At 55.2% G+C, this 20,494-nt stretch carries 20 protein-coding genes; 19 read left to right on the forward strand and 1 reads right to left on the reverse strand.

Features of this window, described 5'->3' with window-relative positions; genetic code table 11:
• The first annotated feature begins 39 nt into the window (after positions 1-39).
• Genes ACN1CO_RS01525 through nei form a run of 4 tightly spaced genes read left to right on the forward strand, consistent with a single transcriptional unit; the run spans position 40 to position 3,238 of the window.
• Complete coding sequence (locus ACN1CO_RS01525; protein WP_419137144.1) at positions 40-768, forward strand: DUF969 domain-containing protein; 729 nt, start codon at positions 40-42, stop codon at positions 766-768.
• A complete protein-coding gene (locus tag ACN1CO_RS01530) occupies positions 768-1,784 on the forward strand; it encodes a DUF979 domain-containing protein (protein ID WP_419137146.1) in 1,017 nt (338 codons plus the stop codon). Before ACN1CO_RS01525 ends, ACN1CO_RS01530 begins: the two co-directional genes overlap by 1 nt.
• A 6-nt stretch (positions 1,785-1,790) precedes the next feature.
• On the forward strand, positions 1,791-2,438 hold the full coding sequence (gene pcp, locus ACN1CO_RS01535; protein WP_419137148.1) for a pyroglutamyl-peptidase I: 648 nt from the start codon (positions 1,791-1,793) through the stop codon (positions 2,436-2,438).
• An 11-nt stretch (positions 2,439-2,449) separates the two neighbouring features.
• Positions 2,450-3,238 (forward strand): endonuclease VIII, encoded by a 789-nt coding sequence (gene nei / locus ACN1CO_RS01540; protein WP_419137150.1) that lies wholly within the window; start codon positions 2,450-2,452, stop codon positions 3,236-3,238.
• Between the two features lie 338 nt (positions 3,239-3,576).
• Here nei and ACN1CO_RS01545 read toward each other — a convergent pair whose 3' ends face one another.
• Positions 3,577-4,860: a citrate synthase gene (locus ACN1CO_RS01545; RefSeq protein WP_419137152.1), complete on the reverse strand. Its 1,284-nt coding sequence runs from the start codon at positions 4,858-4,860 to the stop codon at positions 3,577-3,579.
• 631 nt (positions 4,861-5,491) lie between these two features.
• On the opposite strand from ACN1CO_RS01545, the gene sdhC reads away from it, so the two are divergent.
• The 15 genes from sdhC (at position 5,492) to tolR (ending at position 20,491) form a co-directional block, all read left to right on the forward strand.
• Positions 5,492-5,881, forward strand: a complete 390-nt coding sequence (gene sdhC / locus ACN1CO_RS01550) for a succinate dehydrogenase cytochrome b556 subunit (protein WP_419137154.1) — start codon at positions 5,492-5,494, stop codon at positions 5,879-5,881.
• Complete coding sequence (gene sdhD / locus ACN1CO_RS01555) at positions 5,875-6,222, forward strand: succinate dehydrogenase membrane anchor subunit (RefSeq protein ID WP_008925023.1); 348 nt, start codon at positions 5,875-5,877, stop codon at positions 6,220-6,222. Before sdhC ends, sdhD begins: the two co-directional genes overlap by 7 nt.
• Positions 6,223-7,989 (forward strand): succinate dehydrogenase flavoprotein subunit, encoded by a 1,767-nt coding sequence (gene sdhA / locus ACN1CO_RS01560; protein ID WP_090962960.1) that lies wholly within the window; start codon positions 6,223-6,225, stop codon positions 7,987-7,989.
• A 14-nt stretch (positions 7,990-8,003) separates the two neighbouring features.
• Positions 8,004-8,720 carry a succinate dehydrogenase iron-sulfur subunit gene (locus tag ACN1CO_RS01565; RefSeq protein WP_179896495.1) on the forward strand — a complete coding sequence of 239 codons (717 nt, stop codon included), beginning with the start codon at positions 8,004-8,006 and terminating at the stop codon, positions 8,718-8,720.
• A gap of 200 nt (positions 8,721-8,920) precedes the next feature.
• Complete coding sequence (sucA, locus tag ACN1CO_RS01570; RefSeq protein ID WP_419137156.1) at positions 8,921-11,728, forward strand: 2-oxoglutarate dehydrogenase E1 component; 2,808 nt, start codon at positions 8,921-8,923, stop codon at positions 11,726-11,728.
• Positions 11,729-11,743: 15 nt separating this feature from the next.
• Positions 11,744-12,964 carry a 2-oxoglutarate dehydrogenase complex dihydrolipoyllysine-residue succinyltransferase gene (gene odhB / locus ACN1CO_RS01575; protein ID WP_419137158.1) on the forward strand — a complete coding sequence of 407 codons (1,221 nt, stop codon included), beginning with the start codon at positions 11,744-11,746 and terminating at the stop codon, positions 12,962-12,964.
• Between the two features lie 67 nt (positions 12,965-13,031).
• Complete coding sequence (sucC, locus tag ACN1CO_RS01580) at positions 13,032-14,198, forward strand: ADP-forming succinate--CoA ligase subunit beta (RefSeq protein WP_003853151.1); 1,167 nt, start codon at positions 13,032-13,034, stop codon at positions 14,196-14,198.
• Complete coding sequence (gene sucD / locus ACN1CO_RS01585; protein ID WP_090962952.1) at positions 14,198-15,073, forward strand: succinate--CoA ligase subunit alpha; 876 nt, start codon at positions 14,198-14,200, stop codon at positions 15,071-15,073. The genes sucC and sucD overlap by 1 nt, the downstream gene beginning before the upstream one ends.
• A gap of 574 nt (positions 15,074-15,647) precedes the next feature.
• Entirely contained in the window at positions 15,648-17,219 is a 1,572-nt protein-coding gene (gene cydA, locus ACN1CO_RS01590; RefSeq protein ID WP_419137161.1) for a cytochrome ubiquinol oxidase subunit I, read from the forward strand.
• Between the two features lie 11 nt (positions 17,220-17,230).
• Complete coding sequence (gene cydB, locus ACN1CO_RS01595; protein ID WP_419137163.1) at positions 17,231-18,370, forward strand: cytochrome d ubiquinol oxidase subunit II; 1,140 nt, start codon at positions 17,231-17,233, stop codon at positions 18,368-18,370.
• Positions 18,371-18,385: 15 nt separating this feature from the next.
• Complete coding sequence (cydX, locus tag ACN1CO_RS01600; RefSeq protein WP_013357150.1) at positions 18,386-18,490, forward strand: cytochrome bd-I oxidase subunit CydX; 105 nt, start codon at positions 18,386-18,388, stop codon at positions 18,488-18,490.
• The gene (ybgE, locus tag ACN1CO_RS01605; protein ID WP_419137165.1) at positions 18,490-18,783 is read left to right on the forward strand and encodes a cyd operon protein YbgE; all 294 of its coding nucleotides are present in this window, start codon (positions 18,490-18,492) and stop codon (positions 18,781-18,783) included. The genes cydX and ybgE overlap by 1 nt, the downstream gene beginning before the upstream one ends.
• Before the next feature lie 178 nt (positions 18,784-18,961).
• Positions 18,962-19,366 (forward strand): tol-pal system-associated acyl-CoA thioesterase, encoded by a 405-nt coding sequence (gene ybgC / locus ACN1CO_RS01610; protein ID WP_003853144.1) that lies wholly within the window; start codon positions 18,962-18,964, stop codon positions 19,364-19,366.
• Positions 19,363-20,049 (forward strand): Tol-Pal system protein TolQ, encoded by a 687-nt coding sequence (gene tolQ, locus ACN1CO_RS01615; protein ID WP_090962944.1) that lies wholly within the window; start codon positions 19,363-19,365, stop codon positions 20,047-20,049. The genes ybgC and tolQ overlap by 4 nt, the downstream gene beginning before the upstream one ends.
• Before the next feature lie 13 nt (positions 20,050-20,062).
• Positions 20,063-20,491 (forward strand): colicin uptake protein TolR, encoded by a 429-nt coding sequence (gene tolR / locus ACN1CO_RS01620; RefSeq protein WP_003853140.1) that lies wholly within the window; start codon positions 20,063-20,065, stop codon positions 20,489-20,491.
• Positions 20,492-20,494 lie beyond the last annotated feature (3 nt).

The following is a 20,494-nucleotide window of genomic DNA, read 5'->3' on the forward strand; positions in this document are numbered from 1 at the left end:
CCCGGCTTATGCCGGGTTTTTTTAACTCTGGGGGAATCCATGGAAAGTGCAGTAAATCTCTGGCCATTACTGGGCATTGCCGCGATCGTCATCGGCTTCGTATTACGTTTCAACCCGGTGCTGGTGGTCATTGTTGCCGGATTTGTGACCGGTCTGGCCGCGATGATGCCGCTGGCTGACATTCTGGAAAAGCTCGGCGCGGGTTTTCTTAACACCCGTAACCTGCCGCTGATTCTGCTGCTGCCGCTGGCGGTCATTGGCCTGCTGGAGCGTCACGGGCTGAAGGAAAGGGCGCAGGCGTGGATTGCGCAGATCAAAACCGCCACCGCCGGACGTCTGCTGATCGTCTACCTGTTTGTGCGTGAAATCACGGCGGCGCTGGGGTTAACCAGTCTCGGCGGACATCCGCAGATGGTGCGTCCGCTGCTGGCACCGATGGCAGAAGGTGCCACTGAAAACCGCTATGGCGAGATCTCCCCTGAACTGCGTCATAAGCTGCGTGCCATGTCAGCGGCGACGGATAACGTCGGCCTGTTCTTTGGTGAGGATATCTTCGTAGCATTTGGCGCGATTATCTTTATGCACAATTTTATGCAGGAGTCGGCCGGGATTCAGACCGAGCCGCTGCACATCGCCTTATGGGGCATTCCGACCGCCGTTGCCGCGTTTCTGATTCACTCGGCACGTCTGGTGCGACTGGATCGTCAGCTGGCGCGAGAGCTGCAGCAGCTCAACAGTCAGGCGCTCAAAGCCAAAGGAGGTCAGTAATGTTCCAGCAACAATATCTGATGTGGCTGGCGGGTATTATCCTGCTGGTGGTGGCGATTCTCTCGTGGCGTGACAGCGCTAACCCGCGCCGTTTCACTACCGGACTCTTCTGGGCGTTGTATGGCCTGGTGTTCCTGGTCGGTGACTGGACGACGCAGATGATGAGCAGCCTGATGGGCTCCGACGCGGAGGGCACCCGCATGCTGCACATCACCATTGGTGTCATTGTGGTGGTAATGGCGCTGATCGCCGGTTTGGGTGGTGTCCGGCTGGGTCGTTATCATCAGCGCAGCGATGAAGAGAAACAGGCCAGTGCCCTGCGTCTGCGCAATAAGCTGTTTCTGCCTGCGCTGGCGATTCCGGTCGTGACCGTGGTCGGCGTGCTGGCGTTTAACAATATTCCCGGTCTGCAGGAAGCGGTGTTCGGTCCTGGCAACCACGCCACGCTGGTGACACTCTTTTCAATGATGCTCGGCTGTGTGATTGGCTGGCTGGTGGCGTTGAAACTGACTCATGAAAAACCGGTGCAGTCGATGCAGGAGACCCGTCGTCTGCTGGATTCGATTGGCTGGGCTTTTATCCTGCCGCAGATCCTCGCCACCCTGGGACTGTTGTTTACCACCGCGGGCGTAGGCAGCGCCATTTCGCATCTGACCGAAACCTGGCTGGCGGTGGATAACCGCTTTGTCGCGGTTACCGTCTATGCCGTCGGGATGGCGCTGTTAACCATGATCATGGGCAACGCCTTTGCGGCGTTTCCGATTATCACCGCAGGCGTCGGCATCCCGATTCTGGTGCTACAGCACGGCGGGAATCCGGCGGTGATGGCGGCGATTGGTATGTTCTCCGGCTACTGCGGCACGCTGATGACGCCGATGGCGGCGAACTTCAATATTGTCCCGGCGGCGCTGCTGGAGTTGCCCGATCGTAACGCGGTGATCAAAGCTCAGATTCCGACCGGTGTGCTACTGTTAATCGTTAACATTTTCCTGCTCTATTTCCTGATGTTTCTGTGAGGCTGCATGAAAACTGTCCTGATGACTGCCTTTGAACCCTTTGGCGGTGAAACGATTAATCCCTCCTGGGAAGCGGTGCGAGCGCTGGAAGGCAAACAGATAGGCGGAGCGACGATAGTGATCCGCCAGTTGCCGGTCGTCTTCAGCGAGGTCCTCCACGTGCTGAACCAGGCGCTGGAAGAGGTGAAACCGGATGCGGTGCTGTCGGTAGGGCAGGCGGGCGGCCGCAGCGACATTACCGTGGAACGTATCGGTATCAATGTCGATGACGCCCGCATCCCGGACAATGCGGGCAATCAGCCCGTTGATGAACCCATTGTCGCTGGCGGCCCGGCCGCCTATTTTTCCCGTCTGCCCATCAAAGCAATTGTGGCGGCAGTGCGTGAAGCGGGGATCCCCGCTTCGGTTTCACAAACCGCTGGCACCTTCACCTGTAACCGGGTGATGTATGGCCTGCTGCACTGGCTTGAGCAGCAGAAGAGTCCGGCGCGTGGCGGCTTTATCCATATTCCTTATTTGCCTGAACAGGCGGCGCTGCATCCCGGTGCGCCGAGCATGGCGGTTGCGACCATTATTCAGGCGCTGGAGATTGCGGTGAAGGTGACGCTGGAGACCGGCCAGGATATCAAACAGGCTGGCGGCGCCACCCATTAAGAGGAAGAACGATGCCTGAAGGACCGGAAATTCGCCGCGTGGCGGATAAGCTTGAAGCCGCCATTGTTGGGCAACCGTTAACGGAAGCGTGGTTCGCGTTTCCTCAGCTCAAGACCTATGAACCCTCACTGATTGGTGAGCAGGTGCAGGCGATTGAGACGCGGGGCAAAGCGCTGCTGACTCATTTCAGCAATGGCCTGACGCTTTACAGTCATAACCAGCTTTATGGCGTCTGGCGCATTGTGAAGCCCGATACCGAACTGAATACCACGCGTCAGTTGCGGGTGCGGCTGGCGACAGCGGGCAAAGCGATTTTGCTTTATAGCGCCTCGGATATTGAACTGCTCAACGCAGATACGCTGGCGGCGCATCCGTTTCTGACCCGCATCGGACCGGATGTGCTGAACAGCCAGCTTAACGTGGAAGAAGTGAAAGAGCGGCTGCTGTCACCCCGTTTCCGGCGGCGACAGTTCAGTGGTCTGCTGCTGGATCAGGCTTTTCTGGCCGGGCTGGGAAATTACCTGCGCGCTGAGATTCTCTGGCTGGCGCAGCTGCTGCCAAATCATCGGGCGCAGGATCTCAGTGACCATCAGCTGACTGCTTTCAGCGAGGCGCTGCTGTCGGTGCCGCGTCATGCCTATCGGATGCGGGGAACCATGAAGAAATATCATGAGGAAGCGGCGTTTCAGTTCGAGGTTTTTCATCGGCAGGGCAAGAAATGCCGGCGCTGTGACACGGTAATTGAGAAGGGCACGCTTTCATCACGGCCTTTTTACTGGTGTCCGGGTTGTCAGAGATAGAAAGGGCATGAAGTTTATAGCGGGTGAGGATAGTAACAGGCAGCTGTGAGATCGAGCCTGCTCAGGAAACACGGTCAGATCGGAAAGACGCAAAAGCCGTCATCCATGACATGCTCGGCCCGCGCGATTACGCACCTCATCCCTGAGATGCGCCCGTTGCCGGGCCAACGCTTTGCGTTGTTCAAAAACGCTCCCGGCATTTTTGTCCCTGGCGCGGGACGCTTTCCTCTTCTGACCGTGTTCCCTGCGCGTTGAACTTATTCGTTGCGGCCAGATTCACCCATATGCAGGCTTATCAACTGGCTGAGCGGAGATTCCTCTCCGCTATCCACCGAATCTTACTTTTTCAGCTGTGAGCTGAACTCGCGCTCGGTATAACCGGTGTAAAGCTGACGCGGACGGGCAATCTTCATGCCTTCGTCGTGCATCTCTTTCCAGTGTGCAATCCAGCCAACAGTACGGGCCATCGCGAAGATCACCGTAAACATGGAGGAGGGAATACCCATCGCTTTCAGAATGATACCGGAGTAGAAGTCCACGTTTGGATAGAGTTTACGCTCGATGAAGTACGGGTCGTTCAGTGCAATGTGTTCCAGCTCCATCGCCACTTCCAGCAGGTCATCTTTCATACCCAGCTCATTCAGCACTTCATGGCAGGTATCGCGCATCACGGTTGCACGTGGATCGTAGTTTTTATAAACGCGGTGACCAAAGCCCATCAGACGGAATGAATCATTCTTATCTTTGGCGCGTTTAACAAATTCCGGGATGTGCTCAACGGTGCTGATCTCTTCCAGCATACGCAGAGTCGCTTCGTTGGCACCGCCGTGCGCCGGTCCCCACAGGGAGGCGATCCCGGCGGCGATACAGGCAAACGGGTTCGCGCCGCTTGAACCCGCGGTACGTACGGTAGAGGTTGAGGCGTTCTGCTCATGATCAGCATGCAGAATCAGAATGCGGTCCATCGCGCGTTCCAGCACCGGGTTCACTTTGTACTCTTCGCACGGTGTAGCAAACATCATATGCAGGAAGTTACCGGCATATGAGAGGTCGTTGCGCGGATAGACAAATGGCTGACCGATTGAATATTTGTAACACATTGCTGCCATGGTCGGCATTTTAGAAAGCAGACGGAATGCCGCGATTTCGCGGTGGCGCTCAATGTTTACATCCAGCGAATCGTGGTAAAACGCTGCCAGTGCGCCAGTCACACCGCACATGACTGCCATCGGATGGGAATCACGACGGAAACCATGGAACAGGCGGGTAATCTGCTCATGAATCATGGTGTGGCGGGTAACGGTGGTACAGAACTCATCAAACTGTTTCTGGTTAGGCGCTTCGCCGTTCAGCAGGATGTAGCAGACTTCCAGATAGTTAGAGTGGGTCGCCAGCTGAGAAATAGGGAAACCACGGTGCAGCAGGATACCTTCATCACCATCGATAAAGGTGATAGCAGATTCGCAGGACGCTGTAGACGTAAAACCGGGATCGAAGGTGAACAGGCCACTTGAACCCAGAGCGCGGACATCAACCACATCCTGGCCCAGCGTGCCTTTCAGCACGTCCAGTTCAATAGATGTTCCATCTTGCAGGGTTAGCGTTACTTTTTTATCTGTCATTTTCGTCTCCATAGCGCCTTATGTAGGTAAGGATCTTTAGACACCTGAAACGCGTTCATGTTGCGGTTGGCAAAACTACACAGTATCACTCTGCGGGGGTAAAGCGGTGCAGGGTACAGAGTGAGCGGCGCGTTCCCAGCGGGAACCGGTGAGCCATGGACATGCTGCATATCGCGGTTGTTAAAGATCCGGTCAGGACATAACTTCTTGGTAACCAATAACCTGATGCTTTTTAAAGCTCATTATCGCAATGTTACATAACTTGCGCTTAGGGGAAAGTGTATCCCCATAACTTTTGTGCATCATAGGCATTTATAGGCTTAGTTTGTAACTGAATTGTTGAACTATTGTCAAATCAGATAATTAAAATTGTATCAATTGTGAAAATCGTGAGTAGGATCACTGTTCCACCTAAAATATACCAAAGAGTTTGTAGGGGAATTGTAATCAGAATGTGATCCTCCTATACTCCTGGCAGGTCTCCGGAACACCCTGACACCAGGAGCCACCCAGCGTTTACTACCGCGTCAATTAACACTGGATGTTGCTTGTTTGGTGACGGTTAAGTCTGCCACACGTTGTGATTAGACTCCGCCTCAGGTCCGGAGGAAGCAAAATAAAAAAGAGCTGTGTGGGCAAAACCGTGAAAAAACAAAGACCTGTCAACTTGGATCTCTCGACGATCCGGTTTCCCGTTACTGCAATATCGTCCATTCTTCACCGCGTCTCCGGCGTAATCACATTGGTTGCCACTGGCATCCTGCTGTGGCTGCTCGGTCTCTCTCTCTCTTCTCCTGAAGGTTTCCAGCACGCTGCGTCCATCATGGATGGCTTCTTCGCGAAGTTCATTATGTGGGGCATCTTAACGGCGCTGGCCTATCACGCGGTGAGCGGGATTCGTCATATGTTGATGGATTTTGGTTATCTGGCCGAAACGCTTGAAGTGGGTAAGCGTTCCGCTCATATGACTTTTGTGATCACTGTCGTGCTGGCAATTCTGGCGGGAGTCCTCGTATGGTAAGCAATGCATCCGCGTTGGGTCGCAACGGCATTCAGGACTGGCTGCTGCTGCGGGCAACGGCAATCCTCATTACGCTCTACATCGTCTACATCCTCGGTTTCGTGGTGATGACAGACACGCTGACCTATGACCTGTGGCGTGGCTTCTTCGCGTCCGCATTCACCAAAGTGTTCACGCTGCTGACGCTGTTTTCCATTCTGGTCCATGGCTGGATCGGTATGTGGCAGGTGTTAACAGACTACGTCAAATCGCTGCCGGTTCGCTTGCTGTTGCAGTTTGTGATTGTCGTGGCGCTGTTGTGGTATGCGATTTATGGCTTTGTTGTGGTGTGGGGTGTGTAAATGAGTTTGCCAATCAGAGAGTTCGATGCCGTGGTAATCGGCGCAGGTGGCGCAGGAATGCGGGCCGCACTGCAAATCTCCCAGGGCGGCCAGACCTGCGCTCTGTTATCTAAAGTTTTTCCGACCCGTTCCCACACAGTATCTGCGCAGGGCGGTATTACCGTTGCGCTGGGTAATACCCATGAAGATAACTGGGAATGGCATATGTACGACACCGTCAAAGGTTCCGATTACATCGGTGACCAGGACGCGATTGAATATATGTGCAAAACCGGCCCGGAAGCGATTCTGGAACTGGAGCACATGGGCCTGCCTTTCTCGCGTCTGGAAGATGGTCGTGTTTATCAGCGTCCGTTTGGTGGCCAGTCGAAGAATTTCGGTGGCGAGCAGGCGGCACGAACGGCGGCTGCGGCTGACCGTACCGGTCATGCGTTGCTGCACACGCTCTATCAGCAGAACCTGAAAAACAAAACCACTATCTTCTCTGAGTGGTATGCCCTGGATCTGGTAAAAAACGCCGATGGCGCAGTGGTGGGTTGTACCGCTATCTGCATCGAAACCGGTGAAACCGTTTATTTCAAAGCGAAAGCGACCATTCTGGCTACCGGCGGCGCGGGCCGTATCTACCAGTCCACCACCAATGCGCATATCAACACCGGTGACGGCGTCGGTATGGCCCTGCGTGCGGGCGTGCCGGTGCAGGATATGGAGATGTGGCAGTTCCACCCAACCGGCATCGCCGGTGCGGGCGTGCTGGTCACCGAGGGCTGCCGTGGTGAAGGCGGCTATCTGCTGAACAAACATGGCGAACGCTTCATGGAGCGTTATGCGCCGAACGCCAAAGATCTGGCGGGCCGCGACGTGGTTGCGCGCTCAATGATGATTGAAATCCGTGAAGGTCGCGGCTGTGATGGCCCATGGGGTCCACATCTGAAGCTGAAACTGGATCACCTGGGTAAAGAGGTGCTTGAGTCACGTCTGCCTGGCATCCTTGAGCTGTCACGCACCTTTGCGCACGCCGATCCGATTAAAGAACCTATCCCGGTCATCCCGACCTGTCACTACATGATGGGCGGTATTCCGACCAAAGTGACCGGTCAGGCACTGCGTGTGAATGAGCAGGGCGAAGATGTCGTAATTCCAGGCCTGTTCGCCGTCGGCGAAATCGCCTGTGTATCGGTGCATGGTGCCAACCGTCTGGGCGGTAACTCCCTGCTCGACCTGGTGGTCTTTGGCCGTGCAGCGGGTCTGCATCTGCTGGAGAGTATCAAAGAGCAGGGCGACCTGCGCGATGCTTCTGAAGACGAGATCGCCGTGGCGATGGCGCGCTTCAACCGCTGGGAAAACAACACCACCGGTGAAGATCCGGTTGAGATTCGTAAAGCGCTGCAACGCTGCATGCAGAACAACTTCTCTGTATTCCGCGAAGGCGAAGCGATGGCACAGGGTCTGGAAGAGCTGAAAGAGATTCGCCAGCGGCTGAAGTCAGCGCGTCTGGATGACCGCTCACCGGATTTCAACACGCAGCGTATTGAGTGCCTGGAGCTGGATAACCTGATGGAGACGGCCTTTGCCACGGCGGTAGCGGCCAACTATCGCACCGAGAGCCGCGGTGCGCATAGTCGCTTCGACTTCCCGGATCGTGATGATGAAAACTGGCTGTGCCACAGTCTTTATGTCCCGGAAACCGAAAGCATGACTCGCCGTGAGGTGAACATGCAGCCGAAACTGCGCGCGGCCTTCCCGCCGAAAGTGCGTACCTACTAATTTCGGAGACGATCATGAGACTCGAGTTTTCAATTTACCGCTACAATCCGGACGTCGATGACAAACCGCGCATGCAGGATTACACCCTGGAGTCGGAAGACGGTCGCGACATGATGCTGCTGGACGCGCTGATTCGCCTGAAAGAGAAAGATCCCACTCTGGCGTTTCGTCGCTCCTGCCGTGAAGGCGTGTGTGGCTCTGATGGCCTCAACATGAACGGTAAAAACGGACTGGCCTGCATTACGCCAGTCTCGGCACTGGGCAATGGCAAACAGAAAATCGTTATCCGTCCATTGCCGGGTTTACCGGTGGTGCGTGACCTGGTTGTAGACATGAGCCAGTTTTATGCACAGTATGAGAAAATTAAGCCTTTCCTGTTGAATAATGGGGAAAATCCGCCAGCACGTGAACATCTGCAGATGCCGGAAGAACGTGAACACCTGGATGGCCTGTACGAGTGTATTCTCTGTGCCTGCTGTTCAACCTCATGCCCATCATTCTGGTGGAATCCTGAGAAGTTCATCGGTCCTGCTGGCCTGCTGGCGGCATACCGCTTCCTGATTGACAGTCGCGACACCGAAACCGAAGCGCGTCTCGACAATCTGAATGATGCTTTCAGCGTATTCCGCTGTCATAGCATCATGAACTGTGTGAGCGTCTGTCCGAAAGGACTGAACCCGACGCGCGCCATCGGCCATATCAAGTCGATGCTGCTGCAGCGCGGCGCATAAGCAGTCTCCGCCGGGAACCTCAGGTTCCCGGTGTTTTACGGAAGCCTCTGTAAGCGTGGTGATTACCACGTTTACAAAGGTTCCCTTACGGGCCACGCGCGCTGCGCAAAGTGCTCGTATCGCTGAACTCACTACGGCAAACCGCGAAAGCGGCAACAAATGAAACCTCAAAAAAGCATAGCAATGCTTAAGGGATCACAATGCAGAACAGCGCGATGAAGCCCTGGCTGGACTCTTCCTGGCTGGCCGGCGCGAATCAGTCTTACATAGAGCAGCTCTATGAGGATTTCCTGACCGATCCTGACTCTGTCGATGCAGTGTGGCGCTCGATGTTCCAGCAGCTACCGGGCACCGGAATGAAACCTGAGCAGTTTCACTCCACCACACGTGAGTACTTCCGTCGCCTGGCGAAAGATGCATCTCGTTACACCTCATCTGTCTCCGATCCGGAAACCAACTCCAAGCAAGTAAAAGTGCTGCAGCTGATTAACGCGTTTCGTTTCCGCGGCCATCAGCATGCCAATCTTGATCCGCTCGGCCTGTGGAAACAGGACCGTGTTGCCGATCTCGACCCCGCTTTTCACGATCTGACCGAGGCCGATTTTCAGGAAAGCTTTAACGTAGGTTCCTTTGCCATTGGCAAAGACACCATGAAGCTGGCCGATCTCTTCCAGGCGCTGACGCAGACTTACTGCGGCTCGATTGGCGCAGAATATATGCACATCAACAACACCGATGAAAAACGCTGGATTCAGCAGCGTCTTGAGTCGGTTGCGGGCCGTGCAGCGTTCAGCAACGAAGAGAAAAAAGGTTTCCTGAAAGAGCTGACTGCGGCAGAAGGTCTGGAAAAATATCTCGGGGCGAAATTCCCGGGTGCCAAACGCTTCTCGCTCGAAGGCGGCGATGCGCTGGTACCGATGCTGCGCGAAATGATCCGTCACGCCGGTAAGAGCGGTACCCGTGAAGTCGTACTGGGTATGGCGCACCGTGGTCGTCTCAACGTGTTGATCAACGTGCTGGGTAAAAAGCCACAGGATTTGTTCGACGAGTTCGCCGGTAAGCACAAAGAGCATCTGGGCACTGGTGACGTGAAGTACCACATGGGCTTCTCCTCTGACGTGGAAACCGAAGGCGGCCTGGTTCACCTGGCGCTGGCGTTTAACCCGTCACACCTGGAGATTGTCAGCCCGGTAGTCATGGGTTCTGTGCGTGCCCGTCTGGATCGTCTGGATGAGCCAGCCAGCAATAAAGTCTTACCGATCACCATTCATGGTGATGCGGCCGTGATTGGCCAGGGCGTGGTTCAGGAAACTCTGAACATGTCCCAGGCGCGCGGTTATGAAGTGGGCGGGACCGTTCGCATCGTCATCAACAACCAGGTTGGCTTTACGACGTCCAACCCGAAAGATGCGCGTTCTACCCCATATTGCACCGACATCGGCAAAATGGTGCTGGCACCAATTTTCCACGTCAACGCAGATGACCCGGAAGCCGTCGCCTTTGTGACCCGTCTGGCGCTCGATTATCGCAACACCTTTAAGCGTGATGTGTTTATCGATCTGGTCTGCTACCGCCGTCATGGTCACAACGAGGCCGATGAGCCAAGTGCGACCCAGCCGCTGATGTACCAGAAAATCAAAAAACACCCGACGCCGCGTAAAATCTATGCCGACCGTCTGGAAGGTGAAGCCGTTGTCACCCAGGAAGATGCGACCGAAATGGTCAATCTCTATCGTGACGCGCTGGATGCGGGCGAATGTGTGGTGCCGGAATGGCGTCCAATGAGCCTGCACTCCTTTACCTGGTCTCCTTACCTGAATCACGAGTGGGACGAGCCTTACCCGGCTCAGGTCGACATGAAACGTCTGAAGGAACTGGCGCTGCGTATCAGCCAGGTGCCTGAAGAGGTCGAAGTACAGTCGCGTGTGGCCAAGATCTATAACGACCGTCGTCTGATGGCTGAAGGCGAGAAAGCCTTTGACTGGGGCGGCGCGGAAAACCTGGCGTACGCCACGCTGGTTGATGAAGGTATTCCGGTCCGCCTCTCAGGCGAAGATACCGGTCGCGGGACCTTCTTCCACCGCCACGCGGTCGTGCATAACCAGGCGAACGGCTCAACCTATACCCCTCTGCACCATGTGCACAGCGGTCAGGGCCAGTTCAAAGTCTGGGACTCCGTGCTGTCAGAAGAGGCGGTACTGGCCTTTGAATATGGCTATGCTACCGCTGAGCCGCGCATTCTGACCATCTGGGAAGCGCAGTTTGGTGACTTCGCTAACGGTGCGCAGGTGGTTATCGACCAGTTCATCAGCTCCGGTGAGCAGAAATGGGGACGTATGTGTGGTCTGGTGATGCTGCTGCCGCACGGTTATGAAGGTCAGGGGCCAGAGCACTCCTCTGCGCGTCTGGAGCGTTATCTGCAACTCTGCGCTGAGCAGAACATGCAGGTCTGCGTACCTTCTACACCAGCGCAGGTTTACCATATGCTGCGTCGTCAGGCGCTGCGCGGTATGCGCCGTCCGCTGATTGTGATGTCGCCGAAATCCCTGCTGCGCCATCCGCTGGCCATCTCCACGCTGGATGAACTGGCTAACGGCTCCTTCCAGCCTGCGATTGGCGAAGTTGACGATCTGGATCCGCAGGGCGTGAAACGCGTCGTGCTGTGTTCCGGTAAAGTTTATTACGACCTGCTTGAGCAGCGTCGTAAAAATGAGCAGACCGATGTGGCTATCGTGCGCATCGAGCAGCTCTATCCGTTCCCGCATCAAGCGGTTCAGGAAGCATTAAAAGCGTATTCTCACGTACAGGATTTTGTCTGGTGTCAGGAAGAGCCGCTGAATCAGGGCGCCTGGTACTGCAGCCAGCATCATTTCCGTGAAGTTGTGCCGTTTGGTGCGACCTTACGTTATGCAGGCCGCCCGGCCTCCGCCTCACCGGCCGTGGGTTACATGTCCGTACACCAACAACAGCAGCAAGACCTGGTTAATGACGCGCTGAACGTTAATTAATTAAAAGGAAAGATAATGAGTAGCGTAGATATTCTCGTTCCCGACCTGCCTGAATCGGTTGCCGATGCCTCAGTGGCAACCTGGCACAAAAAACCAGGCGATGCAGTCACTCGCGATGAAGTGCTGGTCGAAATTGAAACCGACAAAGTGGTGCTGGAAGTGCCAGCCTCTGCTGACGGTATCCTGGAAGCGGTTCTGGAAGAAGAGGGCGCCACTGTCACTTCCCGCCAGATCCTGGGTCGTTTGAAAGAAGGCAACAGCGCAGGTAAAGAGAGCAGCGCGAAGTCTGAAAGCAAAGAGTCTACCCCGGCTCAGCGTCAGACCGCGTCACTGGAAGAAGAGAGCAACGATGCACTCAGCCCGGCTATCCGCCGCCTGATTGCAGAGCATAATCTCGATGCCTCGCAGATCAAAGGCAGCGGTGTTGGCGGACGTCTGACCCGTGAAGATGTTGAAAAACATCTGGCCAATAAGCCGCAGGCTGCCAAAGCTGCCGCGCCAGCTGCTGCTGCTGCACCACAGCAGCCAGTGGCTAACCGCAGCGAAAAACGCGTGCCGATGACGCGTCTGCGTAAGCGTGTTGCTGAGCGTCTGCTGGAAGCGAAGAACAGCACTGCGATGCTGACCACCTTCAACGAAATCAACATGAAGCCCATCATGGATCTGCGTAAGCAGTATGGTGAGGCGTTCGAGAAGCGTCACGGTGTACGTCTGGGCTTTATGTCCTTCTACATCAAAGCGGTTGTTGAAGCGCTGAAACGCTATCCGGAAGTGAATGCGTCAATCGATGGGGAAGATGTGGTTTACCACAACTACTTCGACGTCAGCATTGCGGTTTCTACGCCACGTGGTCTGGTTACACCGGTCCTGCGTGACGTTGATGCGCTGAGCATGGCGGACATCGAGAAGAAAATCAAAGAGCTGGCAGTGAAAGGCCGTGACGGCAAGCTGACAGTAGAAGATCTGACCGGCGGTAACTTCACCATTACCAACGGCGGCGTCTTTGGTTCACTGATGTCTACCCCGATCATCAACCCACCGCAGAGCGCCATCCTGGGCATGCACGCCATCAAGGATCGCCCGATGGCGGTCAATGGTCAGGTCGTGGTGCTGCCAATGATGTATCTGGCGCTCTCCTACGACCACCGTCTGATCGATGGCCGTGAATCAGTTGGTTATCTGGTTGCAGTGAAAGAGATGCTGGAAGATCCGGCGCGTCTGCTGCTGGATGTCTGATTTTCACCGGGCGCGCCTCGCGCGCCCAACCTCAATACTCTTTTCAGACCTGAATGGATAGAACATCATGAACTTACACGAATACCAGGCGAAACAACTGTTTGCACGGTATGGCATGCCGGCACCAACGGGTTACGCCTGCACTACACCACGTGAAGCGGAAGAAGCAGCCTCTAAAATTGGCGCAGGCCCGTGGGTAGTTAAATGTCAGGTTCATGCCGGTGGCCGCGGTAAAGCGGGCGGTGTGAAAGTGGTTAACAGCAAAGAAGAGATTCGCGCCTTTGCTGAGAACTGGCTGGGCAAACGCCTGGTGACCTATCAGACAGATGCAAACGGCCAGCCGGTAAACCAGATTCTGGTTGAAGCTGCGACCGATATCGATCAGGAGCTCTACCTGGGCGCTGTGGTCGATCGCGCAACACGTCGCGTGATTTTCATGGCCTCCACTGAAGGCGGCGTGGAAATTGAAAAAGTGGCGGAAGAGACCCCGCACCTGATCCACAAAATGGCGCTGGATCCCCTGACTGGCCCGCAGCCTTATCAGGGCCGTGAGCTGGCGTTCAAACTTGGCCTGACCGGCAAGCTGGTTGGACAGTTCACTAAGATCTTCATGGGTCTGGCGACCCTGTTCCTGGAGCGCGATCTGGCGATGGTTGAGATCAACCCGCTGGTGATCACTAAGCAGGGCGATCTGATCTGCCTGGATGGCAAACTGGGTGCCGATGGCAATGCCCTGTTCCGTCAGCCAGAGCTGCGCGAAATGCGCGATCCAAGCCAGGAAGATCCCCGTGAAGCACATGCGACACAGTGGGAACTGAACTATGTTGCGCTGGAAGGCAACATCGGTTGTATGGTTAACGGCGCAGGTCTGGCGATGGGCACCATGGACATCGTTAAGCACCACGGCGGTCAGCCAGCCAACTTCCTTGATGTCGGCGGCGGCGCAACCAAAGAGCGCGTGACCGAAGCCTTCAAAATCATCCTGTCTGACGATGCGGTTAAAGCCGTGTTCGTTAACATCTTCGGCGGTATCGTACGCTGTGACCTGATTGCCGACGGCATCATCGGCGCAGTCGCTGAAGTGGGTGTGAACGTGCCAGTCGTGGTACGTCTGGAAGGTAACAACGCCGAGCTGGGCGCCCAGAAACTGGCGGACAGCGGTCTGAACATCATTGCAGCAACCAGCCTGACAGACGCCGCACAGCGTGTTGTTGCTGCCGCGGAGGGTAAATAATGTCCATTCTGATCGACAAAAACACCAAAGTCATTTGCCAGGGTTTCACCGGTGGCCAGGGGACGTTCCATTCTGAGCAGGCGCTGGCTTACGGCACCCAGCTGGTTGGCGGCGTAACGCCAGGCAAAGGCGGCACGACTCACCTCGGCCTGCCGGTGTTCAACACCGTGCGCGAAGCCGTAGAAGCGACTGGCGCAACCGCCACCGTGATCTACGTACCTGCACCATTCTGTAAAGATGGCATCCTGGAAGCGATCGAAGCGGGCATCAAACTGATCATCACCATCACCGAAGGTATCCCGACGCTGGATATGCTGACCGTGAAAGTGAAGCTGGATGAAGCAGGCGTGCGGATGATCGGTCCAAACTGCCCGGGTGTTATCACCCCAGGTGAATGTAAGATCGGCATCATGCCGGGCCACATTCACCAGCCGGGCCGTGTCGGTATCGTCTCCCGTTCAGGCACCCTGACCTATGAAGCGGTTAAGCAGACCACTGACATCGGCTACGGCCAGTCAACCTGCGTCGGCATCGGTGGTGACCCGATCCCAGGCTCTAACTTCATCGACATCCTGAAAATGTTCCAGGACGATCCACAGACTGAAGTTATCGTGATGATCGGTGAGATCGGCGGTAGCGCAGAAGAAGAAGCGGCAGCTTTCATTAAAGAGCACGTGACCAAACCGGTTGTGGGCTACATTGCTGGCGTGACCGCGCCGAAAGGCAAGCGTATGGGCCATGCGGGCGCCATCATTGCCGGTGGTAAAGGCACAGCAGATGAGAAATTTGCTGCGCTGGAAGCGGCAGGCGTGAAGACCGTTCGCAGCCTGGCGGACATCGGTGACGCGGTTAAAGCCGTATTACCGATTAAATAAGTCAGCGTCATCTGAAACTAAGCCACCTCCGGGTGGCTTTTTTTATGCTGATTACTCATGGGCATAACGCAGACAGCTAAAGAGAAGAGGGTGCTGTTAAATAACCTGCTCGCGGATCATTACGTTAAGAAAAAGTGGCAAAGGTAAACTATTTTTTCACGCCTTATTTCATTAATGACATCTCATTAACAAGAAACCCACCTGACTCTATCTGGAAACTTATTACGTTAATCCAGATCAATAAATCACGTTTTATATCCAACTATATCTCTGGCAAAGCGCGACGCTAAAGGCGTAAATTGCGCTGCATCAATCCAGCCTTTTACACAAATTTTCAAACGTCTGCTCAACCCGGGATGACACCCACTTTCCTCCTGTTAAAGCACGCGTTAATGAAAGCGCGGATTGACAATTTTCAGAGCTGCTTCATTCGCTACTCGCCTTTTCGGGCAGCTCACAGATCTGTTCTGCTGGTAATAAAAAACTGGAATCAATAAACAGTCGTTCCTGACTCTGATTACGTTCGATCTGATCGCGCGCGTGACGGAGACAAAGCGAGGAGCAAGGAGTCCTTATGTTAGATATCGTCGAGCTGTCGCGGTTACAGTTTGCCTTAACGGCGATGTACCATTTTCTGTTCGTCCCTTTAACGCTGGGTATGGCGTTTTTGCTGGCGATCATGGAAACGGTATATGTCCTGAGCGGCAAACAAATTTATAAAGATATGACGAAGTTCTGGGGCAAGTTATTTGGTATTAACTTTGCGCTGGGTGTTGCTACCGGCCTGACCATGGAATTTCAGTTCGGGACGAACTGGTCATATTACTCTCACTACGTCGGCGATATCTTCGGCGCGCCGCTCGCCATTGAAGGTCTGATGGCGTTCTTCCTGGAATCGACCTTTGTCGGCCTGTTCTTCTTTGGCTGGGATCGCCTCGGTAAAGTGCAGCACATGGCGGTGACCTGGCTGGTAGCGCTGGGCTCGAATATGTCTGCGCTGTGGATTCTGGTCGCCAACGGCTGGATGCAGAACCCCATCGCCTCTGAGTTCAACTTCGAAACCATGCGCATGGAGATGGTCAGCTTCTCTGAGCTGGTGCTGAACCCGGTGGCGCAGGTAAAATTCGTTCACACCGTTGCGGCCGGATACACCACCGGTGCGATGTTTATCATGGGCATCAGCGCCTGGTACATGCTGAAAGGTCGTGACTTCGCCTTTGCTAAACGCTCGTTCGCCATTGCGGCCAGTTTTGGCATGGCGGCGGTGCTGTCAGTGATCGTGCTGGGTGATGAGTCCGGTTACGAAATGGGGGACGTGCAGAAAACCAAGCTGGCGGCTATCGAAGCCGAGTGGGAAACCCAGCCGGCTCCGGCGTCATTTACGCTGTTTGGCCTGCCTGATCAGGCAACTCAGGAAAACCGGTACGCTATTCAGATCCCCTGGCTGCTGGGCCTGATCGCTACCCGATCAACCGATACGCCGGTGACCGGTCTGAAAGAACTGATGGCTCAGCATGAAGTGCGGATCCGCAACGGCATGAAAGCCTATGCCCTGCTGAATGAACTGCGCGGCGGCAGCCAGGATCAGGCGGTACGTGACGCATTCAACAGTCACAAGCAGGATCTCGGTTACGGTCTGCTGCTGAAACGCTATACCGATAACGTGGCGGATGCGACTGAAGCGCAGATCAAGCAGGCGACGCAGGACTCTATCCCGCGTGTTGCGCCGCTTTATTTCGCCTTCCGTATCATGGTGCTGTGTGGTGTCCTGCTGCTGGGCATTATCGCGCTGGCCTTCTGGAGCGTGTTGCGTAACCGCATCGGAAAAAATCGCTGGTTACTGAAAGCGGCGCTGTTTGGTATTCCGCTGCCATGGATCGCGATCGAATCAGGCTGGTTCGTGGCGGAATATGGTCGTCAGCCCTGGGCTATCGGTGAAGTTCTGCCGACCGCCGTGGCGAACTCTTCTCTGACCGTTGGCGATCTGCTGTTCTCGATGATCCTGATCTGCGGACTCTACACGCTGTTCCTGGTGGCTGAGATGTACCTGATGTTCAAATTCGCCCGCCTTGGGCCGAGTAGCCTGAAAACCGGGCGTTACCATCATGAGCAGATTACGGCAACCACTCAACCGGTTCAGGGATAAGGAGAGCGACCATGTTTGATTATGAAGTTCTGCGCTTTGTCTGGTGGCTGTTGATTGGCGTGCTGCTGATCGGCTTTGCCGTCGCAGATGGTTTTGATATGGGCGTCGGCATGATGACGCGCATTCTGGGCCGCACCGATACTGAACGTCGCATCATGATTAACAGTATCGCCCCGCACTGGGACGGCAACCAGGTCTGGCTGATCACCGCCGGTGGAGCACTGTTTGCCGCCTGGCCGATGGTCTACGCGGCGGCCTTCTCAGGTTTCTACGTGGCGATGATTCTGGTGCTCGCATCGCTGTTCTTCCGTCCGGTCGGCTTTGATTACCGCTCGAAGATTGAAGACAACCGCTGGCGCGGTGCCTGGGACTGGGGCATTTTCATTGGCAGCTTCGTGCCGCCGCTGGTGATTGGCGTGGCGTTTGGCAACCTGTTGCAGGGCGTACCGTTCCATGCCGATGAGTATCTGCGCCTGTTCTACACCGGCAACTTCTTCCAGCTGCTGAATCCGTTTGGTCTGCTGGCCGGTGTGGTCAGCGTGGCGATGATTCTGGCACAGGGCGCAACCTATCTGCAGATGCGCACGACCGGCGAACTGCATCTGCGTTCACGCACTGCCGCTCAACTTGCCGCGCTGGTGATGATGGTTTGCTTCATCCTGGCGGGTGTCTGGGTGAAATATGGTATCGATGGCTATGTAGTGACCAGCACGATGGATCACTTCGCCGCCTCAAACCCACTGGGTAAAACCGTGGTGCGCGAAGCGGGTGCCTGGATGGTGAACTTCCAGAACCATCCTGTGCTGTGGCTGTTCCCGCTGCTGGGCGCTGTGCTGCCGCTGCTGACCATACTCTGCTCGCGGGTTGAGAAGGGCGCCTGGGCGTTCCTGTTCTCCTCACTGACGCTGGCCTGCGTCATCATGACCGCCGGCATTGCGATGTTCCCGTTCATCATGCCATCCAGCACCGTGCCAGGAATCAGCCTGACGATGTGGGATGCAACGTCCAGCCTGCTGACGCTGCAAACGATGACCGTTGCCGCCGCTATCTTTGTGCCGATCATTCTGATTTACACCACCTGGTGCTACTGGAAGATGTTTGGTCGTATCACCAAAGAGCATATTGAAAGCAACAGTCACTCACTTTATTAATCAAGGAGATGTCGCATGTGGTATTTTGCCTGGATTCTCGGCACGTTGCTGGCCTGTGCCTTTGGTATCGTGACCGCGCTGGCGATTGAACACGTTGAAGCGCAGGATGAGACGCACTGATGCGTACGCCAATTCGGATGCTGTATGATCTGATGGATAAGGGCCCGTTACGGGCCCTTTCACTGCTGCTGGCGCTGCTGACGGCCGGCGGCGTGATGTGGGATCCGACCCGCTTTGCTAACCATGCGGGTCAGTTACCCGCGCTGCAAGGTCTGGTGCTGATCTGGGCAGTCTGCAGTGGCGTGATCCACGGTGTGGGCTTCCGGCCACAGCAAACCCGATGGCAGGCGCTGTTTAGTCCGTTACCCGCCATGCTGGTGCTATTGATTGCGCTTTACCGTTTTTACCTTTAACACCCCGCCTCACCGACGCTGTCAGTGAATATTTGTCAGCGTCTGGTCAATAAATCTCCCTGAAATCGTTCCATTTGTTACGGAGCGATAATTATTTTCACCTGGCTCTGACGAGCCATTCCCAACCCCAATTCTCTTGCGTATAGTAGCAACGTTTAAAACGAGGCCGGGATGTAGAGTGAGTACAACGCTGTTTCGCTGGCCGGTTCGTGTCTACTACGAAGATACTGATGCCGGTGGTGTGGTTTATCACGCCAGCTATATCGCTTTTTATGAACGAGCACGTACCGAAATGTTGCGACAGCACCATTTCAATCAGCAGACGCTGTTAGAACAGCAGATCGCTTTTGTGGTGCGGCGCATAACGGTGGACTATCTTGCGGCGGCGCGTCTTGATGACCTTCTGGAGATCCAGAGCGAGGTCACCTCAATGACCCGGGCTACCATGACGTTCACTCAGCGTATCGTGAATACTGAAGGCAAAGTGCTCAATGAGGCAGAAGTCCTGATTGCCTGCATTAACCCTCATCTAATGAAGCCGATTGCGCTTCCCAAGTCTATTGTCGCGGAGTTCAAGCAGTGACTGACATGAACATTCTTGATTTGTTCCTGAAGGCGAGCCTTCTGGTCAAACTTATCATGTTGATTTTGATCGGCTTTTCTATTGCCTCCTGGGCCATCATTATTCAGCGCACACGTATTCTGAATGCGGCGGGAAGAGAAGCTGAGGCATTTGAAGACAAATTCTGGTCCGGCATCGAACTCTCTCGCCTGTATCAGGAGAGCCAGGAGCGCCGGGAAGAGCTGGGCGGTTCGGAGCAGATTTTCTACTCCGGCTTTAAAGAGTTCGCCCGCCTGCATCGCGCGAATAGTCATGCGCCCGAAGCGGTCATTGAGGGTGCCAGTCGTGCGATGCGCATCTCTATGAACCGTGAGCTGGAAGCGCTGGAAAACCACATTCCGTTCCTCGGCACCGTCGGTTCAATCAGTCCTTATATCGGGCTGTTCGGTACCGTCTGGGGGATCATGCACGCCTTTATCGCGCTGGGCGCGGTGAAGCAGGCGACGCTGCAGATGGTGGCACCCGGTATCGCAGAAGCACTGATCGCGACCGCGATCGGTCTGTTTGCGGCGATTCCGGCGGTAATGGCGTACAACCGTCTGAACCAGCGCGTGAACAAACTGGAGCAGGGCTACGACAACTTCATGGAAGAGTTCACTGCCATTCTGCATCGCCAGGCTTTCTCCAGCGATAGCGCTAAGTAAATAGAGGTTAATGATGGCCAGAGTACGTGGTCGCAAACGCCGCGACCTGAAGTCGGAAATCAACATCGTTCCGCTACTGGACGTCCTGTTGGTGCTGCTGCTGATCTTCATGGCAACGGCGCCCATTATTACCCAGAGCGTGGAAGTGGATCTGCCTGATGCGACCGACTCTAAAACTGTTTCCAGCGATGATAACCCGCCGGTGATTGTTGAAGTGGCGGGTGTTGGGCAGTACAGCCTGGTGGTGGATCACGATCGTATGGATCAGCTCCCGCCAGAGCAGGTGATCAGCGAAGCGCAGCGTCGACTGGAAGCGAATCCTAAGACGGTCTTTTTGATCGGGGGTGCGAAAGAAGTGCCTTACGATGAAATTATTAAAGCGCTCAACCTGCTGCACCAGGCGGGTGTTAAATCTGTCGGTTTGATGACGCAGCCGATTTAAAAT

The sequence above is a fragment of the Pantoea sp. R13S299 genome, from assembly GCF_048515925.1.
Taxonomy (GTDB): domain Bacteria; phylum Pseudomonadota; class Gammaproteobacteria; order Enterobacterales; family Enterobacteriaceae; genus Pantoea.